Source organism: Pseudonocardia hispaniensis, assembly GCF_042658695.1.
Taxonomy (GTDB): Bacteria; Actinomycetota; Actinomycetes; order Mycobacteriales; family Pseudonocardiaceae; genus Pseudonocardia; species Pseudonocardia hispaniensis.
Genome location: NZ_JBHSQW010000020.1, coordinates 1 through 20,146, shown reverse-complemented (window position 1 = coordinate 20,146; position 20,146 = coordinate 1). Strand labels below are relative to the sequence as shown.

At 70.4% G+C, this 20,146-nt stretch carries 25 protein-coding genes; 15 read left to right on the top strand and 10 right to left on the bottom strand.

What is annotated here, in order from left to right:
• Nucleotides 1–8: 8 nt before the first annotated feature.
• Together lipA and ACFQE5_RS09415 are read left to right on the top strand one after the other, a co-directional pair.
• On the top strand, nucleotides 9–1,010 hold the full coding sequence (lipA, locus tag ACFQE5_RS09420) for a lipoyl synthase (protein ID WP_379584459.1): 1,002 nt from the start codon (nucleotides 9–11) through the stop codon (nucleotides 1,008–1,010).
• Between the two features lie 17 nt (nucleotides 1,011–1,027).
• Nucleotides 1,028–1,768 carry a DUF4191 domain-containing protein gene (locus ACFQE5_RS09415; protein ID WP_379584458.1) on the top strand — a complete coding sequence of 247 codons (741 nt, stop codon included), beginning with the start codon at nucleotides 1,028–1,030 and terminating at the stop codon, nucleotides 1,766–1,768.
• A 22-nt stretch (nucleotides 1,769–1,790) separates the two neighbouring features.
• On the opposite strand, the gene ACFQE5_RS09410 is transcribed toward ACFQE5_RS09415, so the two are convergent.
• Complete coding sequence (locus ACFQE5_RS09410) at nucleotides 1,791–2,264, bottom strand: RDD family protein (protein WP_379584457.1); 474 nt, start codon at nucleotides 2,262–2,264, stop codon at nucleotides 1,791–1,793.
• Between the two features lie 141 nt (nucleotides 2,265–2,405).
• On the opposite strand from ACFQE5_RS09410, the gene glnA reads away from it, so the two are divergent.
• The 8 genes from glnA to ACFQE5_RS09370 all read left to right on the top strand — a co-directional run bounded on the left by glnA (nucleotide 2,406) and on the right by ACFQE5_RS09370 (nucleotide 11,272).
• The gene (gene glnA / locus ACFQE5_RS09405; protein ID WP_379584456.1) at nucleotides 2,406–3,830 is read left to right on the top strand and encodes a type I glutamate--ammonia ligase; all 1,425 of its coding nucleotides are present in this window, start codon (nucleotides 2,406–2,408) and stop codon (nucleotides 3,828–3,830) included.
• A 287-nt stretch (nucleotides 3,831–4,117) separates the two neighbouring features.
• Nucleotides 4,118–6,844, top strand: a complete 2,727-nt coding sequence (gene ppdK, locus ACFQE5_RS09400) for a pyruvate, phosphate dikinase (protein WP_379584455.1) — start codon at nucleotides 4,118–4,120, stop codon at nucleotides 6,842–6,844.
• A 188-nt stretch (nucleotides 6,845–7,032) separates the two neighbouring features.
• On the top strand, nucleotides 7,033–8,289 hold the full coding sequence (locus tag ACFQE5_RS09395; protein ID WP_379584454.1) for an LLM class flavin-dependent oxidoreductase: 1,257 nt from the start codon (nucleotides 7,033–7,035) through the stop codon (nucleotides 8,287–8,289).
• Between the two features lie 11 nt (nucleotides 8,290–8,300).
• Nucleotides 8,301–9,086: an alpha/beta fold hydrolase gene (locus tag ACFQE5_RS09390; protein WP_379584453.1), complete on the top strand. Its 786-nt coding sequence runs from the start codon at nucleotides 8,301–8,303 to the stop codon at nucleotides 9,084–9,086.
• Between the two features lie 222 nt (nucleotides 9,087–9,308).
• Nucleotides 9,309–9,623 (top strand): hypothetical protein, encoded by a 315-nt coding sequence (locus tag ACFQE5_RS09385; protein WP_379584452.1) that lies wholly within the window; start codon nucleotides 9,309–9,311, stop codon nucleotides 9,621–9,623.
• Between the two features lie 46 nt (nucleotides 9,624–9,669).
• Nucleotides 9,670–10,308 carry a transposase gene (locus tag ACFQE5_RS09380; protein ID WP_379584451.1) on the top strand — a complete coding sequence of 213 codons (639 nt, stop codon included), beginning with the start codon at nucleotides 9,670–9,672 and terminating at the stop codon, nucleotides 10,306–10,308.
• 451 nt (nucleotides 10,309–10,759) lie between these two features.
• Nucleotides 10,760–10,948, top strand: a complete 189-nt coding sequence (locus tag ACFQE5_RS09375; protein ID WP_379584450.1) for a transposase — start codon at nucleotides 10,760–10,762, stop codon at nucleotides 10,946–10,948.
• Nucleotides 10,949–11,044: 96 nt separating this feature from the next.
• Entirely contained in the window at nucleotides 11,045–11,272 is a 228-nt protein-coding gene (locus ACFQE5_RS09370; RefSeq protein ID WP_379584449.1) for a hypothetical protein, read from the top strand.
• 27 nt (nucleotides 11,273–11,299) lie between these two features.
• Here ACFQE5_RS09370 and ACFQE5_RS09365 read toward each other — a convergent pair whose 3' ends face one another.
• Complete coding sequence (locus ACFQE5_RS09365) at nucleotides 11,300–11,842, bottom strand: MarR family winged helix-turn-helix transcriptional regulator (RefSeq protein WP_379584448.1); 543 nt, start codon at nucleotides 11,840–11,842, stop codon at nucleotides 11,300–11,302.
• A gap of 59 nt (nucleotides 11,843–11,901) precedes the next feature.
• On the opposite strand from ACFQE5_RS09365, the gene ACFQE5_RS09360 reads away from it, so the two are divergent.
• From ACFQE5_RS09360 to ACFQE5_RS09350, 3 genes are all read left to right on the top strand, one after another.
• Entirely contained in the window at nucleotides 11,902–12,288 is a 387-nt protein-coding gene (locus tag ACFQE5_RS09360) for a YybH family protein (RefSeq protein ID WP_379584447.1), read from the top strand.
• Entirely contained in the window at nucleotides 12,285–13,085 is an 801-nt protein-coding gene (locus tag ACFQE5_RS09355; RefSeq protein WP_379584446.1) for an alpha/beta fold hydrolase, read from the top strand. Before ACFQE5_RS09360 ends, ACFQE5_RS09355 begins: the two co-directional genes overlap by 4 nt.
• Before the next feature lie 120 nt (nucleotides 13,086–13,205).
• Nucleotides 13,206–13,337: an IS1096 element passenger TnpR family protein gene (locus tag ACFQE5_RS09350; protein WP_379584445.1), complete on the top strand. Its 132-nt coding sequence runs from the start codon at nucleotides 13,206–13,208 to the stop codon at nucleotides 13,335–13,337.
• A 533-nt stretch (nucleotides 13,338–13,870) separates the two neighbouring features.
• On the opposite strand, the gene ACFQE5_RS09345 is transcribed toward ACFQE5_RS09350, so the two are convergent.
• Nucleotides 13,871–14,809, bottom strand: a complete 939-nt coding sequence (locus ACFQE5_RS09345) for an EamA family transporter (protein WP_379584444.1) — start codon at nucleotides 14,807–14,809, stop codon at nucleotides 13,871–13,873.
• 16 nt (nucleotides 14,810–14,825) lie between these two features.
• Nucleotides 14,826–15,527 (bottom strand): M50 family metallopeptidase, encoded by a 702-nt coding sequence (locus tag ACFQE5_RS09340; protein ID WP_379584443.1) that lies wholly within the window; start codon nucleotides 15,525–15,527, stop codon nucleotides 14,826–14,828.
• Between the two features lie 86 nt (nucleotides 15,528–15,613).
• Here ACFQE5_RS09340 and ACFQE5_RS09335 point away from each other — a divergent pair, with 86 nt between their 5' ends.
• A complete protein-coding gene (locus ACFQE5_RS09335; protein WP_379584442.1) occupies nucleotides 15,614–16,525 on the top strand; it encodes a helix-turn-helix domain-containing protein in 912 nt (303 codons plus the stop codon).
• A gap of 27 nt (nucleotides 16,526–16,552) precedes the next feature.
• On the opposite strand, the gene ACFQE5_RS09330 is transcribed toward ACFQE5_RS09335, so the two are convergent.
• The 6 genes from ACFQE5_RS09330 to ACFQE5_RS09305 all read right to left on the bottom strand — a co-directional run bounded on the left by ACFQE5_RS09330 (nucleotide 16,553) and on the right by ACFQE5_RS09305 (nucleotide 19,534).
• Nucleotides 16,553–16,885 (bottom strand): hypothetical protein, encoded by a 333-nt coding sequence (locus ACFQE5_RS09330; RefSeq protein ID WP_379584441.1) that lies wholly within the window; start codon nucleotides 16,883–16,885, stop codon nucleotides 16,553–16,555.
• Nucleotides 16,882–17,367: a hypothetical protein gene (locus ACFQE5_RS09325; RefSeq protein WP_379584440.1), complete on the bottom strand. Its 486-nt coding sequence runs from the start codon at nucleotides 17,365–17,367 to the stop codon at nucleotides 16,882–16,884. Before ACFQE5_RS09325 ends, ACFQE5_RS09330 begins: the two co-directional genes overlap by 4 nt.
• An 81-nt stretch (nucleotides 17,368–17,448) precedes the next feature.
• Complete coding sequence (locus ACFQE5_RS09320) at nucleotides 17,449–17,646, bottom strand: hypothetical protein (RefSeq protein WP_379584439.1); 198 nt, start codon at nucleotides 17,644–17,646, stop codon at nucleotides 17,449–17,451.
• A 7-nt stretch (nucleotides 17,647–17,653) separates the two neighbouring features.
• Entirely contained in the window at nucleotides 17,654–18,259 is a 606-nt protein-coding gene (locus tag ACFQE5_RS09315) for a hypothetical protein (RefSeq protein ID WP_379584438.1), read from the bottom strand.
• Nucleotides 18,256–18,774, bottom strand: coding sequence for a hypothetical protein (locus tag ACFQE5_RS09310; RefSeq protein ID WP_379584437.1), 519 nt, complete (start codon nucleotides 18,772–18,774; stop codon nucleotides 18,256–18,258). The genes ACFQE5_RS09315 and ACFQE5_RS09310 overlap by 4 nt, the downstream gene beginning before the upstream one ends.
• 1 nt (nucleotide 18,775) lies before the next feature.
• Nucleotides 18,776–19,534, bottom strand: a complete 759-nt coding sequence (locus tag ACFQE5_RS09305) for a hypothetical protein (protein ID WP_379584436.1) — start codon at nucleotides 19,532–19,534, stop codon at nucleotides 18,776–18,778.
• Between the two features lie 227 nt (nucleotides 19,535–19,761).
• Between ACFQE5_RS09305 and ACFQE5_RS09300 the strand changes: the two genes are divergently transcribed.
• Entirely contained in the window at nucleotides 19,762–19,986 is a 225-nt protein-coding gene (locus ACFQE5_RS09300; protein ID WP_379584435.1) for a hypothetical protein, read from the top strand.
• The last annotated feature ends 160 nt before the right edge of the window (nucleotides 19,987–20,146 follow it).

The window sequence follows — 20,146 nt, the reverse complement described above, 5'->3', positions numbered from 1 at the left end:
TGTCGAACGTGACGATCGCACCGGAGGGTCGCAAGCTGTTGCGCCTTGAGGTCCGCAATGCCCAGACCCCGATCGAGCGCAAGCCGCCGTGGATCCGCACTCGCGCCCGGATGGGCCCGCAGTACACCGAGCTGAAGTCGCTGGTGCGCTCCGGTGGCCTGCACACGGTGTGTGAGGAGGCGGGCTGCCCCAACATCTACGAGTGCTGGGAGGACCGGGAGGCCACCTTCCTCATCGGCGGCGACCAGTGCACCCGCCGGTGCGACTTCTGCCAGATCGAGACGGGCAAGCCGGTCGCGCTGGACCGTGACGAGCCGCGCCGGGTCGCCGAGTCGGTGGCCGCGATGGGGCTGCGCTATGCCACGGTCACCGGGGTGACCCGCGACGACCTGCCCGACGGTGGGGCGTGGCTGTACGCCGAGACCGTCCGGCAGATCCACGCGCTCAACCCGGGCACCGGGGTGGAACTGCTGGTCCCGGACTTCAACAGCGACGACGCCCAGCTGGGCGAGGTGTTCGCGGCGGCGCCGGAGGTGCTGGCGCACAACCTGGAGACGGTGCCGCGGATCTTCCGCCGGATCCGCCCGGGCTTTCGGTATGCCCGCTCGTTGGAGGTCGTGAGCAAGGCGCGGGCGGCCGGGCTGGTCACCAAGTCCAACCTGATCCTGGGCATGGGCGAGACGCCCGCGGAGGTCACCGCGGCGCTGCGTGACCTGCACGAGGCCGGCTGCGAGATCGTCACGATCACCCAGTACCTGCGGCCGTCGGCGCGGCACCACCCGGTGGAGCGCTGGGTCCGTCCGGAGGAGTTCGTCGAGCATGCGGCGACGGCCGAACAGATCGGGTTCGCCGGGGTGATGGCCGGGCCGCTGGTGCGCTCGTCCTACCGGGCCGGGCGGCTGTACGCCCAGACCGTGGCGCATCGCGGAGAGCAGCTCTCCCCCCAGCTGGCCCATCTGGCCGCCGAGCCGGCTGCGCAGGAGGCGCGCTCCCTGCTCGCTCGCGGCTAGCCCGTATCCTGGGGCGCATGGCCGGCAAGCCCGACAAGGCAGCGCAGAAGGCTGCGCAGCAGCAAGCCAAGCGCGCGAAGCGCGAGGCGTCGAAACAGCGACGCAGGCAGATCCTCGAGGCGTTCAAGATGCAGCGCCGAGAGGACAAGATGCTGATCCCGATCATGGTCGGCGTCCTGCTGCTGTCGGTCGCCGTCGTGTTCGCGCTGGGGCTGATCTGGGGACTGCAGTGGGTGGTCCTGCCGCTCGGTATCGCGATCGGTGTGCTGGCGGCGATCAGCGTGTTCGGCCGACGGGTGCAGCGCACGGTGTACAGCAAGGCCGAGGGACAACCCGGCGCCGCGGGCTGGGCGTTGGACAACATGCGCGGCCCGTGGCGCGTCACCCCCGGGGTCGCCGGCACCACCCACCTCGACGCCGTGCACCGGGTCGTCGGCAGGCCCGGGGTCATTCTCGTCGCCGAGGGCGCCCCGCACCGGGTCAAGAGCCTGCTGGCGCAGGAGAAGAAGCGCACCTCCCGGGTCGTCGGCAACGTGCCGATCTACGACGTGATCGTCGGCAACGACGAGGGTCAGGTGCCGCTGAGCAAGCTGCAGCGGCACGTCATGAGGCTGCCGCGCAACATCGACGCCAAGCAGATGGACGCCATCGAGACCCGGCTGGCGTCCCTTGGCTCCCGCGCCGCCGCGCTGCCGAAGGGCCCGATGCCCACCGGGGCGAAGATCCGAAGTGTGCAGCGGACGGTCCGTCGCCGCTGAGCCCCGCTCGAGCGCCGGGCGGTCAGCGGGTGCGGAGCACGATCGTCCGGGTAGCGCGGTCGTGCCAGCCACGGCCGTCGTCATCGCGGATGAGGGCGGGGACGACCAGGCCCAACAACGCCGTGCGAAGAAGCGCCCGCGGCACCCCGACGAGGGCGGCGTCGTCGATCCGGGCGACCCGCAGACCGATGATGGTCATCCCCGGCGTGGCGCCGAAGATCGCGGTGGGCACGGCGGTGAGCAGGAACCACACCAGCCACACCGTCCAGCTCAGGTTCGACTGCACGCCGAACGGGTCGGGGCCCGCGAACAGCGTGGCGATGAGGTAGCCGAGCAACCAGTCGATCGTGATCGCGGCCAGCCTGCGCCCGAATCCGGTCGCGGATCCCGGACCGGACTGCGGCAGGCCGAACCGCTCCCCCCGGTGGGCGCCGGACGGTCCGGCGCCGGGACCGGCCGAGGAACCCGGCAGCCAGGAGTCGATCCAGCGCGTCATGCCGCACAGCCTAGGCCGTCCGTGTGAGGTGAGCCGCCCGTTGGGTCCGTTAACGTCCGCGAAACGCGCGGGTGACCGTCGGGCAACAACGCGCCCATAGCTTCGCTGACAACGCCGAAGCCGATCAAAGGAGCCGCGAGCGTGTTCAGGAACTCCGAAGAGGTACTGAAGTACATCTCGGACGAGAAGGTCGAGTACGTCGACATCAGGTTCTGCGACCTGCCCGGCGTCATGCAGCACCTCACCGTCCCCGCCTCGACCTTCGACCAGGGTCTCCTGGACAACGGTGTCGCGTTCGACGGCTCGTCCGTCCGCGGTTTCCAGGCGATCAACGAGTCCGACATGGCGCTGTTCCCCGACCCCGCGACCGCGCGGCTGGACCCGTTCCGCAAGCACCGCACGCTGAACCTGAACTTCTTCGTGCACGACCCGATCACGGGCGAGCCCTACAGCCGCGACCCGCGCAACGTCGCCCGCAAGGCCGAGGAGTACCTCGCCGCCTCGGGCGTCGCGGACACCGCGTACTTCGGGGCGGAGGCCGAGTTCTACATCTTCGACTCGGTCCGCTTCGGGTCGGACCCGCACCAGCAGTACCACCACATCGACTCCGTCGAGGGCTGGTGGAACACCGGCCGCGAAGAGGCCGGCGGCAACCTCGGTTACAAGGTCAACTACAAGGGCGGCTACTTTCCGGTGCCCCCGGTCGACCACTACGCCGACCTGCGCGACGACATGGTCACGAACCTGATCAACTGCGGGTTCGAGATCGAGCGCGGCCACCACGAGGTCGGTACCGCGGGCCAGGCCGAGATCAACTATCGGTTCAACACCCTGCTGCACTCGGCCGACGACCTGATGCTGTTCAAGTACATCATCAAGAACACCGCGTGGCACGCAGGCAAGACCGTCACGTTCATGCCGAAGCCGCTCTTCGGTGACAACGGCTCGGGCATGCACGCCCACCAGTCGCTGTGGAAGGACGGGGCGCCGCTGTTCCACGACGAGACCGGCTACGGCGGGCTCTCGGACATGGCGCGCTACTACATCGGCGGCCTGCTGCACCACGCACCGAGCCTGCTCGCGTTCACCAACCCGACGGTGAACTCCTTCCACCGTCTGGTGCCGGGTTTCGAGGCCCCGGTGAATCTGGTCTACTCCGCCCGGAACCGTTCGGCCTGCATCCGGATCCCGCTGTCGGGCGACAACCCGAAGGCCAAGCGCCTCGAGTTCCGCTGCCCCGACTCGTCGGGCAACCCGTACCTCGCGTTCGCCGCGATGATGATGGCCGGGCTCGACGGCATCAAGAACAAGATCGAGCCGCCGGCCCCGATCGACAAGGACCTCTACGAGCTGCCGCCGGAGGAGGCCAGGGACATCCCGCAGGTGCCCTCCAGCCTCGAGGCCGTCATCGACGCGCTGGAGGCGAACCACGACTACCTGCTCGAGGGCGGCGTGTTCACCACCGACCTGATCGAGACCTGGATCTCGCTCAAGCGGGAGACGGAGATCGACCCGCTCCGGCTGCGCCCGCACCCGTACGAGTTCGCCCTCTACTACGACGTGTAACCGTTCGGCGCGCTGACCTGCGCGTTCGCGAGCTGATCCCCCTCAGCCCGCACAACAGTCCGCACGAGCGACCAGGACCGCATCCACCGCGGTCCTGGTCGCTTCGTCTGTGCCGGGCCATGGACGGGCGTGCACCTGGCCGAGCGATCCACACGCGCGGTGGGCTCCGGTCCGGTCCTGCGCTGCCAGCGGCGCGCGAGACTGGTATGGAGATGTTCCCCCACGGCAGTCGCCGTGCGGGAGGCGCATCTGGCGCAGGATGGTCGAGGCGACCCGGGGGTGTCCTCATGAACGCGGCTTCTGGTGCACGGTTGGTGTTCGACTTCGCCGACGGCGACCGGACACAGGCCGACCTGCTCGGCGGCAAGGGCGCGAACCTCGCGGAGATGACTCGGCTCGGCCTTCCGGTACCGCCCGGCTTCACGGTGAGCACCGAGGCCTGCCGCCACTATCTGGCTCGGGGTACGGAACCTGCGGAGCTGCGCGAGCAGGTCACGGCGGCGCTGCGCCGACTGGAGGACACGCTCGGCCGTCGGCTCGGCGACGTCGAGGATCCGCTGTTGGTGTCCGTGCGGTCCGGCGCGAAGGTGTCGATGCCCGGGATGATGGACACGATCCTCAACGTCGGCCTCAACGACCACTCGGTCAAGGGGCTCGCGGCGGCGGCGCGGGACGAACGCTTCGCCTGGGACTCCTACCGCAGGCTGATCCAGATGTTCGGCCGGACCGTGCTGGGCGTGCGGGCGGAGCTGTTCGACGACGAACTCGCGGCCGCGAAGGCACGGGCCGCGGTGGCGACCGATGTGGAGCTGCCCGTCGCCGCGCTGCGCGAGCTGGTCGAGTCGTTCAACCAGATCGTCGTCACCCAGTCGGGACGCGAGTTCCCCCAGGATCCGCGCGAGCAGCTCGACCTGGCCATCCGCGCCGTATTCGACTCCTGGAACACCGAGCGAGCCCGGATCTACCGCAGACGCGAACGTATCCCGCACGACCTGGGCACCGCGGTCAACGTGTGCGCGATGGTCTTCGGCAACCTCGGCCAGACCTCTGGCACCGGCGTCGCGTTCACCCGTGACCCGGCCACCGGGCGGCCCGGCGTCTACGGCGACTATCTGCCGAACGCGCAGGGCGAGGACGTCGTCGCGGGAATCCGCAACACCGAGTCGCTGGACGACCTGGCCGGACGCGACCCGCGGGCGCACGCCGAGCTGACCCGTATCATGCGTCTGCTGGAGACCCACTACCGCGACCTGTGTGACATCGAGTTCACCATCGAGCGCGGCACGCTGTGGATGCTGCAGACCCGGATCGGCCAGCGCACCGCGGCCGCGGCGTTCCGCATCGCGGCGCACCTCATCGACGAGGAGGTCATCACCCTCGACGAAGCCCTCACCCGGGTGACCGGCCATCAGCTGGCCCAACTGATGTTCCCGCAGTTCGACGCCGGCACCCCCGCCACCCCGATCACCACCGGGATGGCGGCATCGCCGGGTGCGGTGGTGGGTGAGGTCGTGTTCGACTCGGCGGCAGCGGTCGCCAGGGCGGCCGCGGGCGCCCAGGTGCTGCTGTGCCGGCGCGAGACCAGCCCCGACGATCTCGAAGGAATGATCGCCGCGGCCGGCGTGCTCACCAGTCGGGGTGGCAAGACCTCGCACGCCGCGGTGGTGGCCCGCGGCATGGGCCGGGCCTGTGTCTGCGGCGCCGAGGAGATCGACATCGACGCGCCGGAGCGCGTCCTGCGCGTCGGTGACCTCGTGGTCGCGGAGGGCGACATCCTGTCCATCGACGGCACGACCGGGGAGGTCTTCGCCGGCGCACGCCCCGTGGTCCCCTCTCCCGTGGCGACCTACCTCGAGCAGGGCCTCGACATCGCGCTCAAGGGCCTCGACGCCGACGCCGCGGACCTGGTCCGCTCGGTGGACCGGCTGCTTCGGCACGCGGATGGGAGCCGGCGGCTGACGGTCCGGGCCAACGCCGACACGGCCGAGGACGCCGCCCACGCGCGGCGACTCGGCGCTCAGGGCGTCGGCCTGTGTCGCACCGAGCACATGTTCCTCGGCGAACGGCGAGTGCTCATCGAGCGGCTGGTCCTCGCCGACTCCGCCGAGGCCAGGAGTGCGGCGCTGGCCGAGCTGCTTCCGTTGCAGCGAGCCGACTTCGTCGCGCTGCTCACCGCGATGGACGGTCTGCCGACCACGATCCGGCTGCTCGACGCCCCGTTGCACGAGTTCCTGCCCGACCGGACCGAGCTCGCCATCCGCGTCGCCGTCACCGAGGCGACCGGCGGCTCGGCCGACCCGCAGGACGCGAGGCTGCTCGGCGCGGTGCAGCGCCGACACGAGTCCAACCCGATGCTCGGGCTGCGTGGGGTCCGGCTCGCGCTGGTGGTGCCCGGCCTGTTCGCCATGCAGGTGCGCGCGATCGCCGAGGCCGCCGCGGCCCGGATCGCCGCCGGCGGGCGGCCGCGGGTGGAGATCATGGTGCCGCTGGTGGCCTCGGTGATGGAGCTGCATCTGGTCCGCGACGAGATCGACGCCATCATCGCCGAGGTCGCCGAGCGGGCGGGCGTGAGCCTCCGCATCCCGATCGGCACGATGATCGAGCTCCCGCGAGCCGCGCTGACCGCGGACCGGATCGCCGAGGCCGCGGAGTTCTTCTCCTTCGGCACCAATGACCTGACCCAGACGACCTGGGGTTTCTCCCGGGACGACGTCGAGGCCGCGATCTTCGTCGCCTATCTGGCTCAGGGCGTGTTCGCGGTGTCGCCCTTCGAGTCGCTGGACCGCGAGGGGGTGGGGGCGCTGGTCCGGATGGCCGCGGCCGCCGGCCGCCGCACCCGGCCGGGCCTCACGCTGGGCGTCTGCGGCGAACACGGCGGCGATCCCGAGTCGGTGCACTTCTTCCACGAGGCCGGGCTCGACTACGTCTCCTGCTCGCCCTACCGCATCCCGGTCGCGCGCCTCGAGGCCGGCCGGGCGGCGCTGGCCGCCGACCCGGGGGGCGCGACCGCGTAACCAATCGCGGGACCTCGTTTCCGCGAGAATGTCCGGCGGCAGTCCGTGAGCATTGACAACTGCGAACCGGGTTGTTTGACTCGGGGAACGTGTCCGGCGTCACAGACCGGTGACGGCACGGTGGTTCCGTGCCGAGACAACCGGAACCAACACCGTGATGACTCGCACCGGCATGGCTCGACGAGGGGATGACAATGAAGTCGATCTTCTTCCATCTGATGCCCTACCGCGATCTTCCAGCGGACTTCGAGACACGCTATGAGAGTATTTGGGTGACCCCACCCAATACCGAGCTGTGCGATCCGAAGAAGGTCGCCGAATACTATCGGTGGAACCTCGACGAACTCGAGCTCGCCGACCGGCTCGGGTTCGACGGCGTCGGAGTCAACGAGCATCACCAGAACGGCTATGGGTTCATGGCCTCGCCGAACCTCATGGCCGCCGCGCTGGCCCGCAGGACACCGAACAACAGCGCCATCATGGTGCTCGGCAACACGCTTGCGCTGTACCAGCCGGCCACCCGGGTGGCCGAGGAGTTCGCGATGATCGACGTGCTCTCCAACGGGCGGCTCGCGGCCGGCTTTCCCGTGGGGACCTCGATGGACGTCAACTTCTGTTACGGCGTACCACCGACCCAGACCCGGCCGCGCTTCCGGGAGGCCGAGGAGCTGATCATCCAGGCCTGGACCCGGCCGGGCCCGTTCAGCTTCAACGGCCGTTACAACCAACTCCGCTACGTCAATCCGTGGCCGCAGCCGCTGCAGAAGCCCCATCCGCCGGTATGGCTGGCCGGAGGCGGGTCCGTGGAGACCTGGGAGCTGGCCGGGAGAAGGGACTACACCTACAGCTACCTGTCGTTCTTCGGCGCGAAGTTCGGCAAGAAGCTGATGGACGGGTTCTGGAACACGATGGACGAGATGGGGGTCGACCGGAACCCGTTCCGCGCTGGGTTCGCGCAGCAAATCTGTGTCTCGGAGACCGACGAACGGGCCGAGAAAGAATACCTGGAGCACTGCTCGTACTTCTTCAAGAAATGCCTGCACATTCCGCCGTACTTCTTCGAGGCCCCCGGCTATCGGACACGCAAGAGCACAGAGTTCGCCATCAAGACCAACCAGCCGGGTGACATTGCCGCGGCCGCGGCCCTGGACAAGAACTGGAAGACCCTCAACGAGGAGGGCTTCATCATCGCGGGCAGCCCCGCCACCGTCGCCGATCGCCTCATCGAGGCCGCGAAGACCCTGCGGGTGGGCAACCTGCACGCGCTGCTGCAGATCGGCTCGATGCCGCATGAGCTGACCAAGAAGAACATCACCCTGTTCGCCGAGGAGGTCCTGCCCCGCATCCGGCACATCTGGGACGACGAGGGCTGGACCCACCGATGGTGGCCGCAGGGTGCCGCCGACCGTGCCGTCACCACAGTGCCCGCCGGCACCACGGCCTGAGGAGGAGTGCCATGACCACCACCGCAGCCTCCGAGGTCAGCGAACGCACCATCGAGGTCGGCACGATCCGGGCCCGGGTCCTGGTGGCAGGCACCGGCGACCCGGTGCTGTTCCTGCACGGCGCGGGCGGCCTGTTCTGGGACCCGTTCCTCGACGCCCTCGCCGCCGAGCACACCGTCTACGCCGTCGAACATCCCGGTGCCGCGGACTCCGAGGCGCTGACGCAGCTGCCCGGGATCTGGGAGCTCGTGCTGTTCTACGACGAACTGCTCGACGTCCTCGGACTCGACGCGGTGCAGGTCGTGGGACATTCGTTCGGCGGTATGGTCGCGGCCGAACTGGCCGCCAACAGCCCGCGTCGGATCACCCGGCTCGTGCTCATCGCACCGATCGGCTTCTGGCGCGACGACACGCCGATCCCGGACATCGCGGGCATCCCCGCCGAGACCCTGCCCGGGCTCGTGCTCGCCGACCCGGCGAGCCCGTTGGCGGCGACCCTCACGCCGCCGGCGGACGACCCGCAGGCGCTGTTCGAGGCCGCCATGCGGATGGCCAGCATCCTGCATTTCATCTGGCCGATCCCGGAGAAGGGCCTGGCGCGCCGGATTCACCGGGTGACCGCGCCGACCCTGCTGATCTGGGGCGCCCAGGACAGGCTCGTCGATCCGGTCTACGCCGACGAGTTCAGCTCCCGGCTGCGCGACTCACGTCTGGAGATCATCCAGGGCGCCGGACATCTGCCGCAGCTGGAGGCGCCGGACGCCGTGCGCGCGCACGTGCTCGGGTTCCTTCTCTGAGATGTCGTGGCCCTACCCCGGGCCGCCTCGCGGGATGAGAATTCGGGCGGGGTCGGCTGTGCTCGTTCGCGCTTGGTGCGTGCGAACCCGTCGCTGAGACTGACGCCTGGGGCCTTCCCGGCACCTCGAACTGTTGATCTCGTACACGCGTCACAGCGTCGCTGATCGGTTGGCCCCGCCGGCCCCGCCCGGATCGGTCGAGGGACGGCGGGGAGGCCGACGATGGACGTACTGATCGAGCGCTGCGTGGGGATCGACATCGGCAAGGACGAGGTCGTGGCCTGCGTACGAACCCCGGCCACCCAGGGGCGGGTCCGGCGCAGGCAGACCCGCACGTTCGCCGCGTTCACCTCCTCGCTGGAGGCGATGGCCGACTGGTTCGCCGCCGAATGGCTGGCCGAGCTGCTCGAGCACGGGCTGCTGCGGGGCAGTTTCGTGCCCCCGCCGGTGATCCGGCAGTTGCGGGATCTGACCCGCTACCGCAAACGGCCCATCCAGGACCACCGGCGAGTGCCAGCGCATCCAGAAGACCCTTGAAGACGCCGGCATCAAACTCGACTCGGTCGCCTCCAATGTCCTCGGGGTGTCCGGGCGGACCATGCTCGCCGCCCTGGTCGCCGGTGAACGCGACCCCGTCGTGCTCGCCGAGTTGGCCAAGGGCAAGCTTCGCAAGAAGATCCCCGCGCTACGGAAGGCGCTGCGCGGCCGGTTCACCGACCACCACGCCCTGCTGATCGGGCTGTCGCTGGCACACACCGCGCACCTGGAGCAGGCGATCGCCCAACTCGACGAGCGGGTTGACACCCTGTTCGCCACCCAGAGCGGGCCGGCACGCGATGGGCAGGACGGGATCCCTATCGTCCGGGCCCGTGACCGGCTCGACACCATCACCGGGGTCGGGAAACGGGCCGCCGAAACCATCATCGCCGAGATCGGCGTCGACATGACCCGTTTCCCCACCGCCGCGCACCTGGCGTCCTGGGCCGGCCTGGCCCCGGGTAACAACATCACCGGTGGCAAACGCGGCTCGGGCAAGACCACTACAGGCGACGTGTGGCTGACCGACATCCTCGTCCAGTGCGCCTGGGCCGCGGCGCGCACCCGCGACACCTACCTATCGGCCCAGTTCTGGCGGGCTGGCCCACCGCATCGGGAAGAAGAAAGCCGCCGTCGCCGTCGCCCACTCCATCCTGGTCGTCAGCTGGCACCTGCTGGCCGATGACCGCGACTACACCGACCTCGGCGGCGACTACTTCACCCGCCGCAACACCGACCGCCAAGGCGACCGCCTCATCGGCCAACTCCACAACCTCGGCTACCGCGTCACCCTCGACAAGACCGCACAGCCCGGCTGTGGTCCATTCACTTCACAGCTTGTCGTTTAACCCCTTTGCGCCGGTGGGTTGCACGGCTGTGGTTCCGGCTCTGGCATGGGAGCGGCCATCGCTGGATCCTTCGGAGTGACGAGCTTCGAAGTGAACGGCGGTGGCCGTGATGGACAGTCTTCACCCGGCCGGTGGGGTTGCGAAGAGCCTGGCTTCAGAGGCGGCCGACCGGTTGCGAGGCTTCCGCGGCGAGCTGTACGGCTGCTTGGGCCGGCGGGCCGATGAGCTGTTCGCGCTGACCGATGCTCTGCTGTGTGCCGGCGGGCCGGTGCAGACGCTGGTCGGGCTGTGCCTGGCACCGGAACACCGCCGCGGCCACGGCACGCCTACGACGCGGTCAATGTCGGCCAGGTCGACGCCGAGCGGCTGCGCCGGGTGCTGGCCGGGTTGCCGCTGGCGCGGATGTTCGGCGGACGGATCGTGCTCGCTATCGATGCCTCGCCGTGGCTGCGCCCGGACAACGTGACCTCCTCTTAAGAAGTCCTCGTGGCGAGGGCGCGGAGCCAGATGTCGATCGTGCCGATGTGCACGGTGGCCTCGTAGCGCAGGGCGACCTTGTCGCATCGAGTGGCGATGGCGCGACATGGTGCCGACCTTGGCGCCGTGCCGGGCGAGCTCGGTCAGGTACGTCGTGATGGTGTCGGTGCCGCGGGCAGCGCCGCCCGGCCGGCCCGGGTGCACCAGCCGGTGAACTCGGCCCAGTTCGAGCGGTACCCGCGTACGGTGTTCGGCGCGCGGGCGGCCGATGTCGTTGTACTCGGCCCCACCGAGGAGGCGTTCGCCGAGCTCGAGCACGAATGAAGCGGGAGGCGTCTCGGACCAGGGGCGTCAGGGGCGCCCCGACAGCTGAGCCGCACGGCCCCGGTCTGCGGGAGGCTGCGCTTTGCCGGAACGTGCGCCACCGGCCGCCGCGGCGATCGCCGGGAGCTCGTCGAGCACGGCCATAAAGCGCTCGGTGGCCACGTCGCCGAATCGGTCCCGGACTCCGGACTCGATCTCCTCCAAGGTCTCCCGAAGCACGCGCACCAGTGCGAACCCGCGCTCGGTCAGCCACAGTACCCGCCCACGCCCATCGCGGTCGTCGTCTGACCTGCGCAGGTATCCCCACGCTTCCAGGTCGTTGAGCAGCGGGTTAAGTGCCTGCTTGCGCAGGCCCACGCGCCCGGCCAGCTCAGTCGGCCGCACCCCGTGCGGGCCGGGGAACTTCAGTAGCGCGAAGTGGGCCGGCCGCAGCTCGTCGAACCCCGCCGCGATCAGGCGTGCATGGCCGGCAGCGTGCACGGCCTCGGTGGCCGCACGCAGCCGCGCGCCGATCATTGGCCGCGCCGGACCGGGATAGACGGATTCGTCCGGAGCGCCAGAGCTTGCCATGTAGTACAGCGTATTGTACTTTCCTTCATAGAGCAGCCTTTACGCCAAGGAGGCTCGGGATGGGCGATGCGACCCTTCAGCAGGCCATCGATCAGGCGGCCGACGGCGCGCGGGCGTTCCTCAACGGCGATCCGGCCGAGTTCACGCAGCTGGTGACCGATCGGCTCGCGTGGGCCTCGGCCCGGTTCCGCAGGGGCGAACTCCGCTACGAACCGATCGCGTCGAGCCACAGCGGCGATCTCGCCTACGCCATCGGCATCGAGCGGGGGCGCGCCACCGTCGTCGATCAGGACGAGCCGGGCGAACTGACGCTGCGGGTCACCCACCTGTTCCGACGCGAGAACGGGCAGTGGCGGCTGGTGCATCGGCACGCGGACGCAGTGACGACGGTGCTCCCGCCGACCGGGCTGCTGACCCCGACGACCGTGCGGGACGGTTCGCGATGACCGTCGCGCTTCGGCTCATCGCGGGCGACGGTAGTGCGCTTCTGGTAGAAGACAGCGGATCCGGAACCCCGCTGGTCCTGCTGCACGGCGGCCTGAACTCGACCCGCTCCTTCGACCGGATACTGCCGATACTGACCCCTCGATACCGCTGCCTGGCCCTGGGCCGGCGCGGCTACGGACAATCCGGTGCGGCCCCCGGCGCGGCGCACTCGTTCGACCGCGAGGCCCAAGACGTTGCCACGCTGCTCGCGACCCTCGACCAGCCCGCTCACCTGTTCGGACACTCCTCCGGCGCCATTGCCGCGGCCACCGCCGCACTGGCCGCACCGGCCCGAGTGCGCAGCCTCGTGCTCTACGAGCCGCCGTTCCCGATCGGCTCGCCGCACCCCGACCAGTGGCTGATCGCAGCCGAGGCCGCAGTCGCTCGGGGGGACAACGAGGAGGCTGCCCTCATCGGTCTGCGCGACGGGGTTGGCTTTCCACCCCCGCTCGTCGACCGACTCCGGGCCGATCCGACATGGAGGGAGCGTGTCGCCGCGGCCCCGGCCTGGATCCGCGAGAGCCGTTCGGTGTTGTCTCTTCCCGTGGGGGTCGCCCGTCTTTCCGCGATCAGCGCTCCGACACTGCTGCTCACCGGCTCGCACACCGAGCCCCACCACACCGCGGCCATCGACGCGCTCCACGGGGTGCTGCCGGACAACGAGGTCGCCGTACTCGCCGGGCAGGGACACACCGCGCTAGTATCCGCACCCGATCTGCTCGGCGAGACAATGCTGGCATTCCTCGACCGACACTGAGCTTGATTTTCACCCCGGCGCGCTGTCGTAGCCGGTCGTTCTGGTCATGCGGTGCGGCGGCTGGGCATGGTTGCGGCTACTGCTTGATCCTCTTCGGGTTCCTCCACAAGGCTCGAATCCGTGAAGACGAAGATCTTCGAGCTGGAAATCGGGTTGGCCGAGGTGGTGCAGTCAGTGATGGGCTGGACGAACTCGCATCTGCACGAGTTCAAGATCGCAGGGCGCCGCTACAGGATCCCGGACCTCGACTGACCCTCCCAGCACTCACCGACGAGACCAGGGTCAGGCTATTCTGGCTGGTCAAGCAGGGCGACTGGTTCGGCTACGTCTACGACTTCGGCGACACTGGACCCATGAGATCACCGTGGTGAAGGTCTTCGCCGCGCATCGGCCGTGCCCACGCCGATGCACCGACCAGGGTCAGCTCCGGCAGCGACCGAACCGGGCCGTCCGCGCACAGGACCGCCTCGCACAGCTCGAACAGCGCATCCGCCCGCGCGGTGAGCGAGTCGTAAACTCCAGCCGGAACCGGCCGAGTTCACCCCGCCAGACCAGGGTGTCGAACACACTGCCACCAGGACCATCCGTCACATTCATCACCGCGGCCTTCGCCTTCGTTTTCGAGCTCTGCGGAAGGAACCCGAAGAGGATCAAGCGATGGCCGCGCCCATGTCCCGCCGGCACGCTGCCCGAACAGCACCGACTCGACGTCGACAGCGCACCAAGGTTAAAGATCAAGCTAAGCCGCCCCGGTCCCCCGCGGGGCGCCTTCCCCGCGGGGTGTCTCAGCGCGAACGGGTGGGGGGCGCGGCCGCATGCGCGCTCTGCGTCGCGGCGACCCCGCCGAGGATCAACACCCCGCCCGCCAGCTGCGCAGGTCCCGGGATCTCGGACAGCAGCAGCCAGGAGGCCAGCCCCGACGAGACCACTTCCAGCAGACCCACCAGCGAGGCCCGTGAGGCACCGATCCGGGCGATCGCGGTGACCCCGGTCAGGTAGGCGAGCACGGTGGCGACCAGAACGAGCATCGCGGCGGTCACGAACCAGCCGACGTCGGTGCCCGCGAGCATCACCGCGGTCACCTCGGTGTCGATCACCAATGGCAGCAACCCGGCCACGCCCAGCAGCGCGACCGTCACCGTGCCGACGCTCATCCCCACCCCGGCGAGCACCAGCGGCGGGGTCGCGGCCTTGGCGCGGTCGGCCATCAGGAAGTACGACGCCTGGCAGAACGCCGCCGCCAGCGCCCAGACCACGCCCTCCCAGCGCAGCCCGAGCCCCGTCCAGATCTCCACGACGACCGCGACCCCGGCCAGCGCGGCCAACCCGCCGAGCAGCGTCCGCCGGCTCGGCGGCTGCCCGCGGACCAGCCATACCCAGGCGACCACCAACACCGGGCCCAAGTACTCCAGCAGCAGCGCGATGCTGACCGGCAGATAGCGCACGGCGTTGAAGAAGGCCACCTGCACACCGGCCATCGCGAGCACGCCGTACAGCAGCATCGCGGGTCCGTCCGCGCGGACCGCCGCGATCACGCCGGGCCGCAGCACCGCCAGCACCACCAGCAGCACGACCGCGGCCCCGCCCAACCGCACCAGCACGACCCCGTTGGCCGACCACCCGGACTCGATCAACGCCTTGGCCAGCGGACCGGAGAGACCGAACAGGAGAGCGGAGAACACCGCGAGGCCGAGACCGGCCGTGAGCACACGCTCCGGGTACAAGCCTGGTGTCCTCCCGTCAGATCCGGATCAGCAGCACCCAGCTCGCGATGATCAGGGCCGCTGTGCTGAGCAACCAGAACAGCGCCGCCCACATTCCGCCCGGGAGCCCGGTGAGCCGGGCGAGCTGGTCGGCGTCGGAGTCGCGGTGGCGCCCGTTGCGCCTGCCACGCTGCAGCTCGCGGACCGCGCGCAGCCCCCCGAACAGCAGGAACCAGCACAGCGCGGTGGCACACACGATCCGCACATCCGGCGGGGCGGCGTACGCGACGGCCCCGGTCATTCCGCCCGTGCCCACGACCGCGACCACGCCGAACCCGTTGCGGATGTGGATCAGTGTCGCGACGAGCAGACCGGTGACGATCCAGAGCAACACATCGGCCCGGTCGGCGGCGACCAACACCGCCCCGGACAGGCCGAGCAGCGAGGGTGCCGGGTAGCCGCCGAGGAAGGTGAGGACCAGACCGATGCCGCGACCTGCACCCGTGGTGTGGGTGACCCCGGAGGTGTCGGCGTGCAGCCGGATGCCGGTCAACCCACGTCCGGCGAGCACGGCCGAGACCGCATGACCGCCCTCGTGGGCGATCGTCACGACGGTGCGGGTGAGCCGCCACGACGTCGTCCACCACACGAGCAGCAGCGCGAACACCCCGGCGCCCAGCACGACCGGGCGGTCGGCGGCGGTGTGCAGCGCCAGCTGGAGGCGTTCGAACACGGGCATGAGACCCAGTCTGTCAGCGCATCCCGGGTGCGGGCCGACGTCGGGGGGTTGACCTTCCACCCGCTGGAACCTGCAGGCTGTTGCCCATGACCTCGACGACCGCGGGGCCGATGCTGCTCACGATCGGCCAGCTCGCCCGCCGATCGGGCGTACCGGTGCGAACCATCAGGTTCTGGTCGGACGCCGGTGTGCTGCCCCCGACCGACCGATCCACCGGCGGATACCGCCGCTACGACGCGGCCGCCGTCGCGCGGCTCGACCTCGTGCGCACCCTGCGCGAGCTGGGCATGGGTCTGGACGAGGTGCGCGCGGTCCTGCAGCGGCGCAGGCGCGTCGACGAGGTCGCCGCCATGCACGTCCACGCCATCGACAGCCAGATCCGTGCCCTGCGGGTGCAGCGCGCCGTATGCACGCTCCTCGCCCGCGGTGGGCACACTGAACGGGAAGCAGCCCTGATGAACGACCTCGCGCGCCTGTCCGCGGCACAACGTCAGCAGATGATCGACGAGTTCGTCGAGCACGTCTTCGCCGGAACCGATTCGGATGCTCCCGGGGCCGGTATCGCGAGCGCGATGCGCCAGCTACCCGCCGAGCTGCCCGACGAACCGACGACCGATCAGGTGCAGGCCTGGGTGGAGCTGGCCGAACTGGTCGCCGATCCGTCATTCCGGGCCAGGGCCCGGGAGATGGCGGTGGCCGGCTCCGCACCGCAGGAGGGCCCGCAGGTGGATCCGGCGATGGTCGGCGAACACGCCGGTCAGGCGCTCGCCGCGGGCATCGACCCGGCCGCACCGGAGGCCGCGGCCGTGCTGGAGCGGATCGGGGTGGGCGAGCTGGACGAGTCCGCGCGGGCCGAACTTGCCGACCGGATCGCCACGTTCACCGACCGTCGCGTGGAGCGCTACTGGATCCTGCTCGGCAGGCTCAACGGCTGGCCGGAGCGTCCGTCGTCCGTATCGGCGTTCGAGTGGTTCATCACGGCGCTGCGCGCCACGTGATGCGGTGCGCCGCACCTGCGGCACGGCTCACGAACGGGCGCGCAGCGCCTCGCGCAACAGACCCAACGCCCGACCGGCGGCCCCGGGCGACAGCACCGGCAGCAGGCCGATCGCCCCGGTCAGGCCCGGCCACCAGCGCACCGAGCCGTCCCGGCGCACCACGCCGATCGCGGGTGCCCGGCACGCCGTGACGGCCGGGTGTGCCCGCAGGTTCGGGTAGATCTCGGGGAGCTGCGGGTCCCGGCACGAGCGCACCTTGACCCGAACCGACACGCAGTCCGGCAGCTCCCGGGCGATCCGTGAGCAGTGCGGGCACCCGACGTCGTAGACGACCACGAGCTCGCGGACACCGCGGGTCATATGTGCAGCATCGCGACGGCCAACGCCGCCACGCAGGTGAGGGCCAGTATCGGACGCACCTTCGGTTCGGCACGAGCCCACAGTCGCGACCAGCCGCCGTCGTCGCTCCATGCGTTCGACAGCAGCGGCATCATGAACCGGCCCATCGCGAACCCGGCGGCCAGCACGAACGCCGCCGGCAACGGGACGACCAGCACGACCGCCAGCAGCGCCAGATGCGGCAGCGCCGAGGGCGAGTAGGTGCGCATCCCGGTACCCATCTCGAACCCGAACTGCAGCGCGCCCCATTCCCCGAGATGCTGCACCCGTTCGGGGACGAGCCGGGCGTTCTCGGGGATCCGGAACCGCAGCAGGCCGACCTCACGGCCCAGCACGGCCAGTGCGGCGACGGCGAACAACATCCAGCGCACCGGAGCGGGCACCAGCGCCTGCGGCAGCGCGCCGACGACGCCGCCGACGAACGCCACCGCCACCGCGCCCATCAGCAGACCGGCGCCGAAGTACGGCAGAACGGGCTTGTCGCGCCAGACCGACGCGCTCAGCAGGAACGCTGAGTTGTGGCTTCAAGTGGAGCCCGAGTTGGCGAACCCGGCCGCGGCACCGGCGACCGCGACGAGCAGCAGCACCGCCGCAGCCGCCGCGACCTCATGTTCGGAGGTGAGTACCGAGGCCGTCGCGGCCACCGCGACACCCAGCAGCGCGAGGGCCGTGGTGAGCGGATGCAACGGCCAGCGCGACGTCCGCGGCGCCGGCTGGGTCATCGGCAGCTCACCCGAGCAGCCCGCCGAGTACCGGCTTGCGCTCCGGCGGATCGGGCTCCGCGACGGGCTCGGGCGGGGTGTCGTCCGGCAGTGCACACGCGGCGATCGTCAGCCCGGTGTACTCGGCGCCGTCGTCGAACCTCGCGGTCGTGACGGCGTCGGAGCAGCGGTAGCCGTGCCAGCGCCAGGCGTTGCGACCGTCGCAGTTCGAGGCCAGCCGGGTGGACAGGTACATCTCGTCCCGCGAGGAGTACTCGCCCTCCCGGTGGTAGCCCTCCGAGCATGGGTAGCTACCGCGCCGCCATCCCCCGTAGCAGACGGCGGGGCCCGCCACCCACCAGTTGTTGGACTCCTCGTCATAGGACTCGGGCATGCACGACATGAACTCGGAGCGGTCGCCGCGGGCGGTGCCGCCCTCCGGGGCGGCGGTGGCGCCACGGCGGCTGAGCAACCAGTCCAGCGGCACCAGCGCGCCCGCGGCGGCGGCGATCACGAGGCCACGCAGGACGGCCCGCCGACTGGGCCGATAGGACCGGATGCGGGCCACCACCGCACTCGGTCGGGCCTCGGCAGGCGGGGCCCCGAGGGTGGGGATGTCGTCCAGGCGCGTCATGGCCGCGTGGTCACCTCGTGTTCGCGGGTCAGATCCGACAACAGGGATCGGACATTCGTGTCCGAATAGATGAAGCTGCGATGAACGATCGTCCCGGCGGCATCCACGACGAGAACGGTCGGCGAATAGCCCTCGTAGAGGTCCGCCCGGGTGGCGAGGTCGGCGAGCAGTTCGGCGTCCCCGGCCGGTCCGGCGTCGGGCAGGTCGGCGGGCCGGTCGACGAGCCCCACGAACCGTGCGTCCGGGCACTCGGCGGCGACCGCTCGCAGGGCATCCCACACCCCGCGGCACAGCGCGCAGCCGGTGTCGAGGACCGCGACGACAGTGAGCCGCTCACCCGGGCGCGGCCGGACGGTCGCCGGGCCCGCCCGTCCGACCAGCGGGGCGTATCCGGACAGCTCCGCGCGCCTGCCCGCTTCCAGCGCCCGCAGCCGGGCGTACACGGCGACGAGGGCGACCAGCGTGAACAGGGCGACCAGGAGGGCGAGCAGGGCGACAGCCAGCGACAGCGACACGTCAGCGGCCCCAGCGCACGGCGAGTTGGCCCAGCGCGTCGACGATCCGCTCCCCGGTCAGTTCGATCGCCGATCGGCCCGACTCCGGGCCCAGCAACACCAGATCGACCACGGCGCTGTCGCCGGCCAGCAGATAGCGCCACTGGTGCGGCGTCCCGGCGACGAGCGCGGCCTGCGCGGCGTCGAGCACGCGCTCGCCGCGCCACAGCTCACCGCCGGGCAGCCGCAGCCCCGCCCAGTCCGGCAGCGTGGGCAGCGCGTCGACGGCCGGCCGGACCATGAGCGTCGCTGCCGGAGCGCGTCCGATCAGCGTGTCGTCCGCCTGCCGGACGAGCAGATCCGAGACCGCCGTGAGGGTCGCCCCGGCCGGCGAGTCGGCGAAGGTGAACGTCGAGAGCAGCCCCGACAGTCCGGCCCCGTCCGGGGCGGGGCCGCCGAACCAGGTCGTCGCCTCGTGGTAGGGGCCGGCGAACACCAGCGCGGCGTCGGATCGATCGGGTGCCTCGAACAGCACCGCGTCATAGCCGCGAAACGAGCGCCGGGTCTCGCGGGCGCCGGACAGGATGTGCGTCGGGATCACCCGGTGCTCCCCCGCCGGGGCGAGGAAGAACTGGCGCGCCATCCGCGGCCCGGAGAACCGGGTGTTGCCGTACCAGCGAAACGGGCCGAACGCATCGGGCAGCGTCAGATCGACCGGAGCACCCGATGCGGCGATCCGCGAGACATCGACCTTCCCCACGGACGGCGCCGAAGCTGCCATCTGCCTGCCCTCCATCGGATCGGCGGGCCGCGCCGGCCGGGTGCCGACAGGCCCGGAACGTGATCCTCGCGCTCCGTGCCGATCAACGACCGAGTCGCGTCCGCGTCACGTCGCCGCGACGGTGACCACCGGATCGGCCTAGTGCCGATCGGACGAACGGGACGAGTCACGGCCGATGGCGTCGGTAGCGTAACAGCACGCCATTCCGCCAACCGGGAGGTCATCCGATGAACGAGCCCGAACCGCAGCCGCCGACTCCCGACTACGACGACAAGGGCGTGCCCAGCTTCGACTTCGTCCGGGACAAGATCGAGAGCCGATATGCGACGTCGTTGGGCGCGAGCGAGTTGGCCGAGGACACCGAGTCGGCGCGATCGCTGGCCGAGCGGCAGGAGGCACGGGCGAAGGCCGCGCAGGATCGGCTGGAGGAGATCCGAAAGTCCCTGGGCTGACCCCCCTGTGAGTGCGTAACAGTGTTCTAACACTGTTACGCACTCACAGGGCCCGGCTAGTGCCGTGACCACAAACGTTGCCGGTGAAGCCGATGCTGGTGGGCATGGCTGAACGGGTGAGAGTCAGGCGGCTCTCCGACGAGGAGGGCCAGCGGCTTCA

Bases quoted from the DNA above. Each gene is read 5' to 3' on its own strand.
- ACFQE5_RS09340 (WP_379584443.1), bottom strand. From the start codon at position 15,527: ATGCCCGTGTTCGAACGCCTCCAGCTGGCGCTGCACACCGCCGCCGAC.
- ACFQE5_RS09390 (WP_379584453.1), top strand. From the start codon at position 8,301: ATGACCACCACCGCAGCCTCCGAGGTCAGCGAACGCACCATCGAGGTC.
- ACFQE5_RS09370 (WP_379584449.1), top strand. From the start codon at position 11,045: ATGGCGCGACATGGTGCCGACCTTGGCGCCGTGCCGGGCGAGCTCGGT.
- ppdK (WP_379584455.1), top strand. From the start codon at position 4,118: ATGAACGCGGCTTCTGGTGCACGGTTGGTGTTCGACTTCGCCGACGGC.
- ACFQE5_RS09385 (WP_379584452.1), top strand. From the start codon at position 9,309: ATGGACGTACTGATCGAGCGCTGCGTGGGGATCGACATCGGCAAGGAC.
- ACFQE5_RS09330 (WP_379584441.1), bottom strand. From the start codon at position 16,885: ATGACCCGCGGTGTCCGCGAGCTCGTGGTCGTCTACGACGTCGGGTGC.
- ACFQE5_RS09335 (WP_379584442.1), top strand. From the start codon at position 15,614: ATGACCTCGACGACCGCGGGGCCGATGCTGCTCACGATCGGCCAGCTC.
- ACFQE5_RS09360 (WP_379584447.1), top strand. From the start codon at position 11,902: ATGGGCGATGCGACCCTTCAGCAGGCCATCGATCAGGCGGCCGACGGC.
- ACFQE5_RS09325 (WP_379584440.1), bottom strand. From the start codon at position 17,367: ATGGGCGCGGTGGCGGTGGCGTTCGTCGGCGGCGTCGTCGGCGCGCTG.
- ACFQE5_RS09355 (WP_379584446.1), top strand. From the start codon at position 12,285: ATGACCGTCGCGCTTCGGCTCATCGCGGGCGACGGTAGTGCGCTTCTG.
- ACFQE5_RS09365 (WP_379584448.1), bottom strand. From the start codon at position 11,842: ATGGCAAGCTCTGGCGCTCCGGACGAATCCGTCTATCCCGGTCCGGCG.
- ACFQE5_RS09305 (WP_379584436.1), bottom strand. From the start codon at position 19,534: ATGGCAGCTTCGGCGCCGTCCGTGGGGAAGGTCGATGTCTCGCGGATC.
- ACFQE5_RS09395 (WP_379584454.1), top strand. From the start codon at position 7,033: ATGACAATGAAGTCGATCTTCTTCCATCTGATGCCCTACCGCGATCTT.
- ACFQE5_RS09300 (WP_379584435.1), top strand. From the start codon at position 19,762: ATGAACGAGCCCGAACCGCAGCCGCCGACTCCCGACTACGACGACAAG.
- ACFQE5_RS09320 (WP_379584439.1), bottom strand. From the start codon at position 17,646: ATGACCCAGCCGGCGCCGCGGACGTCGCGCTGGCCGTTGCATCCGCTC.
- ACFQE5_RS09410 (WP_379584457.1), bottom strand. From the start codon at position 2,264: ATGACGCGCTGGATCGACTCCTGGCTGCCGGGTTCCTCGGCCGGTCCC.
- ACFQE5_RS09415 (WP_379584458.1), top strand. From the start codon at position 1,028: ATGGCCGGCAAGCCCGACAAGGCAGCGCAGAAGGCTGCGCAGCAGCAA.
- ACFQE5_RS09315 (WP_379584438.1), bottom strand. From the start codon at position 18,259: ATGACGCGCCTGGACGACATCCCCACCCTCGGGGCCCCGCCTGCCGAG.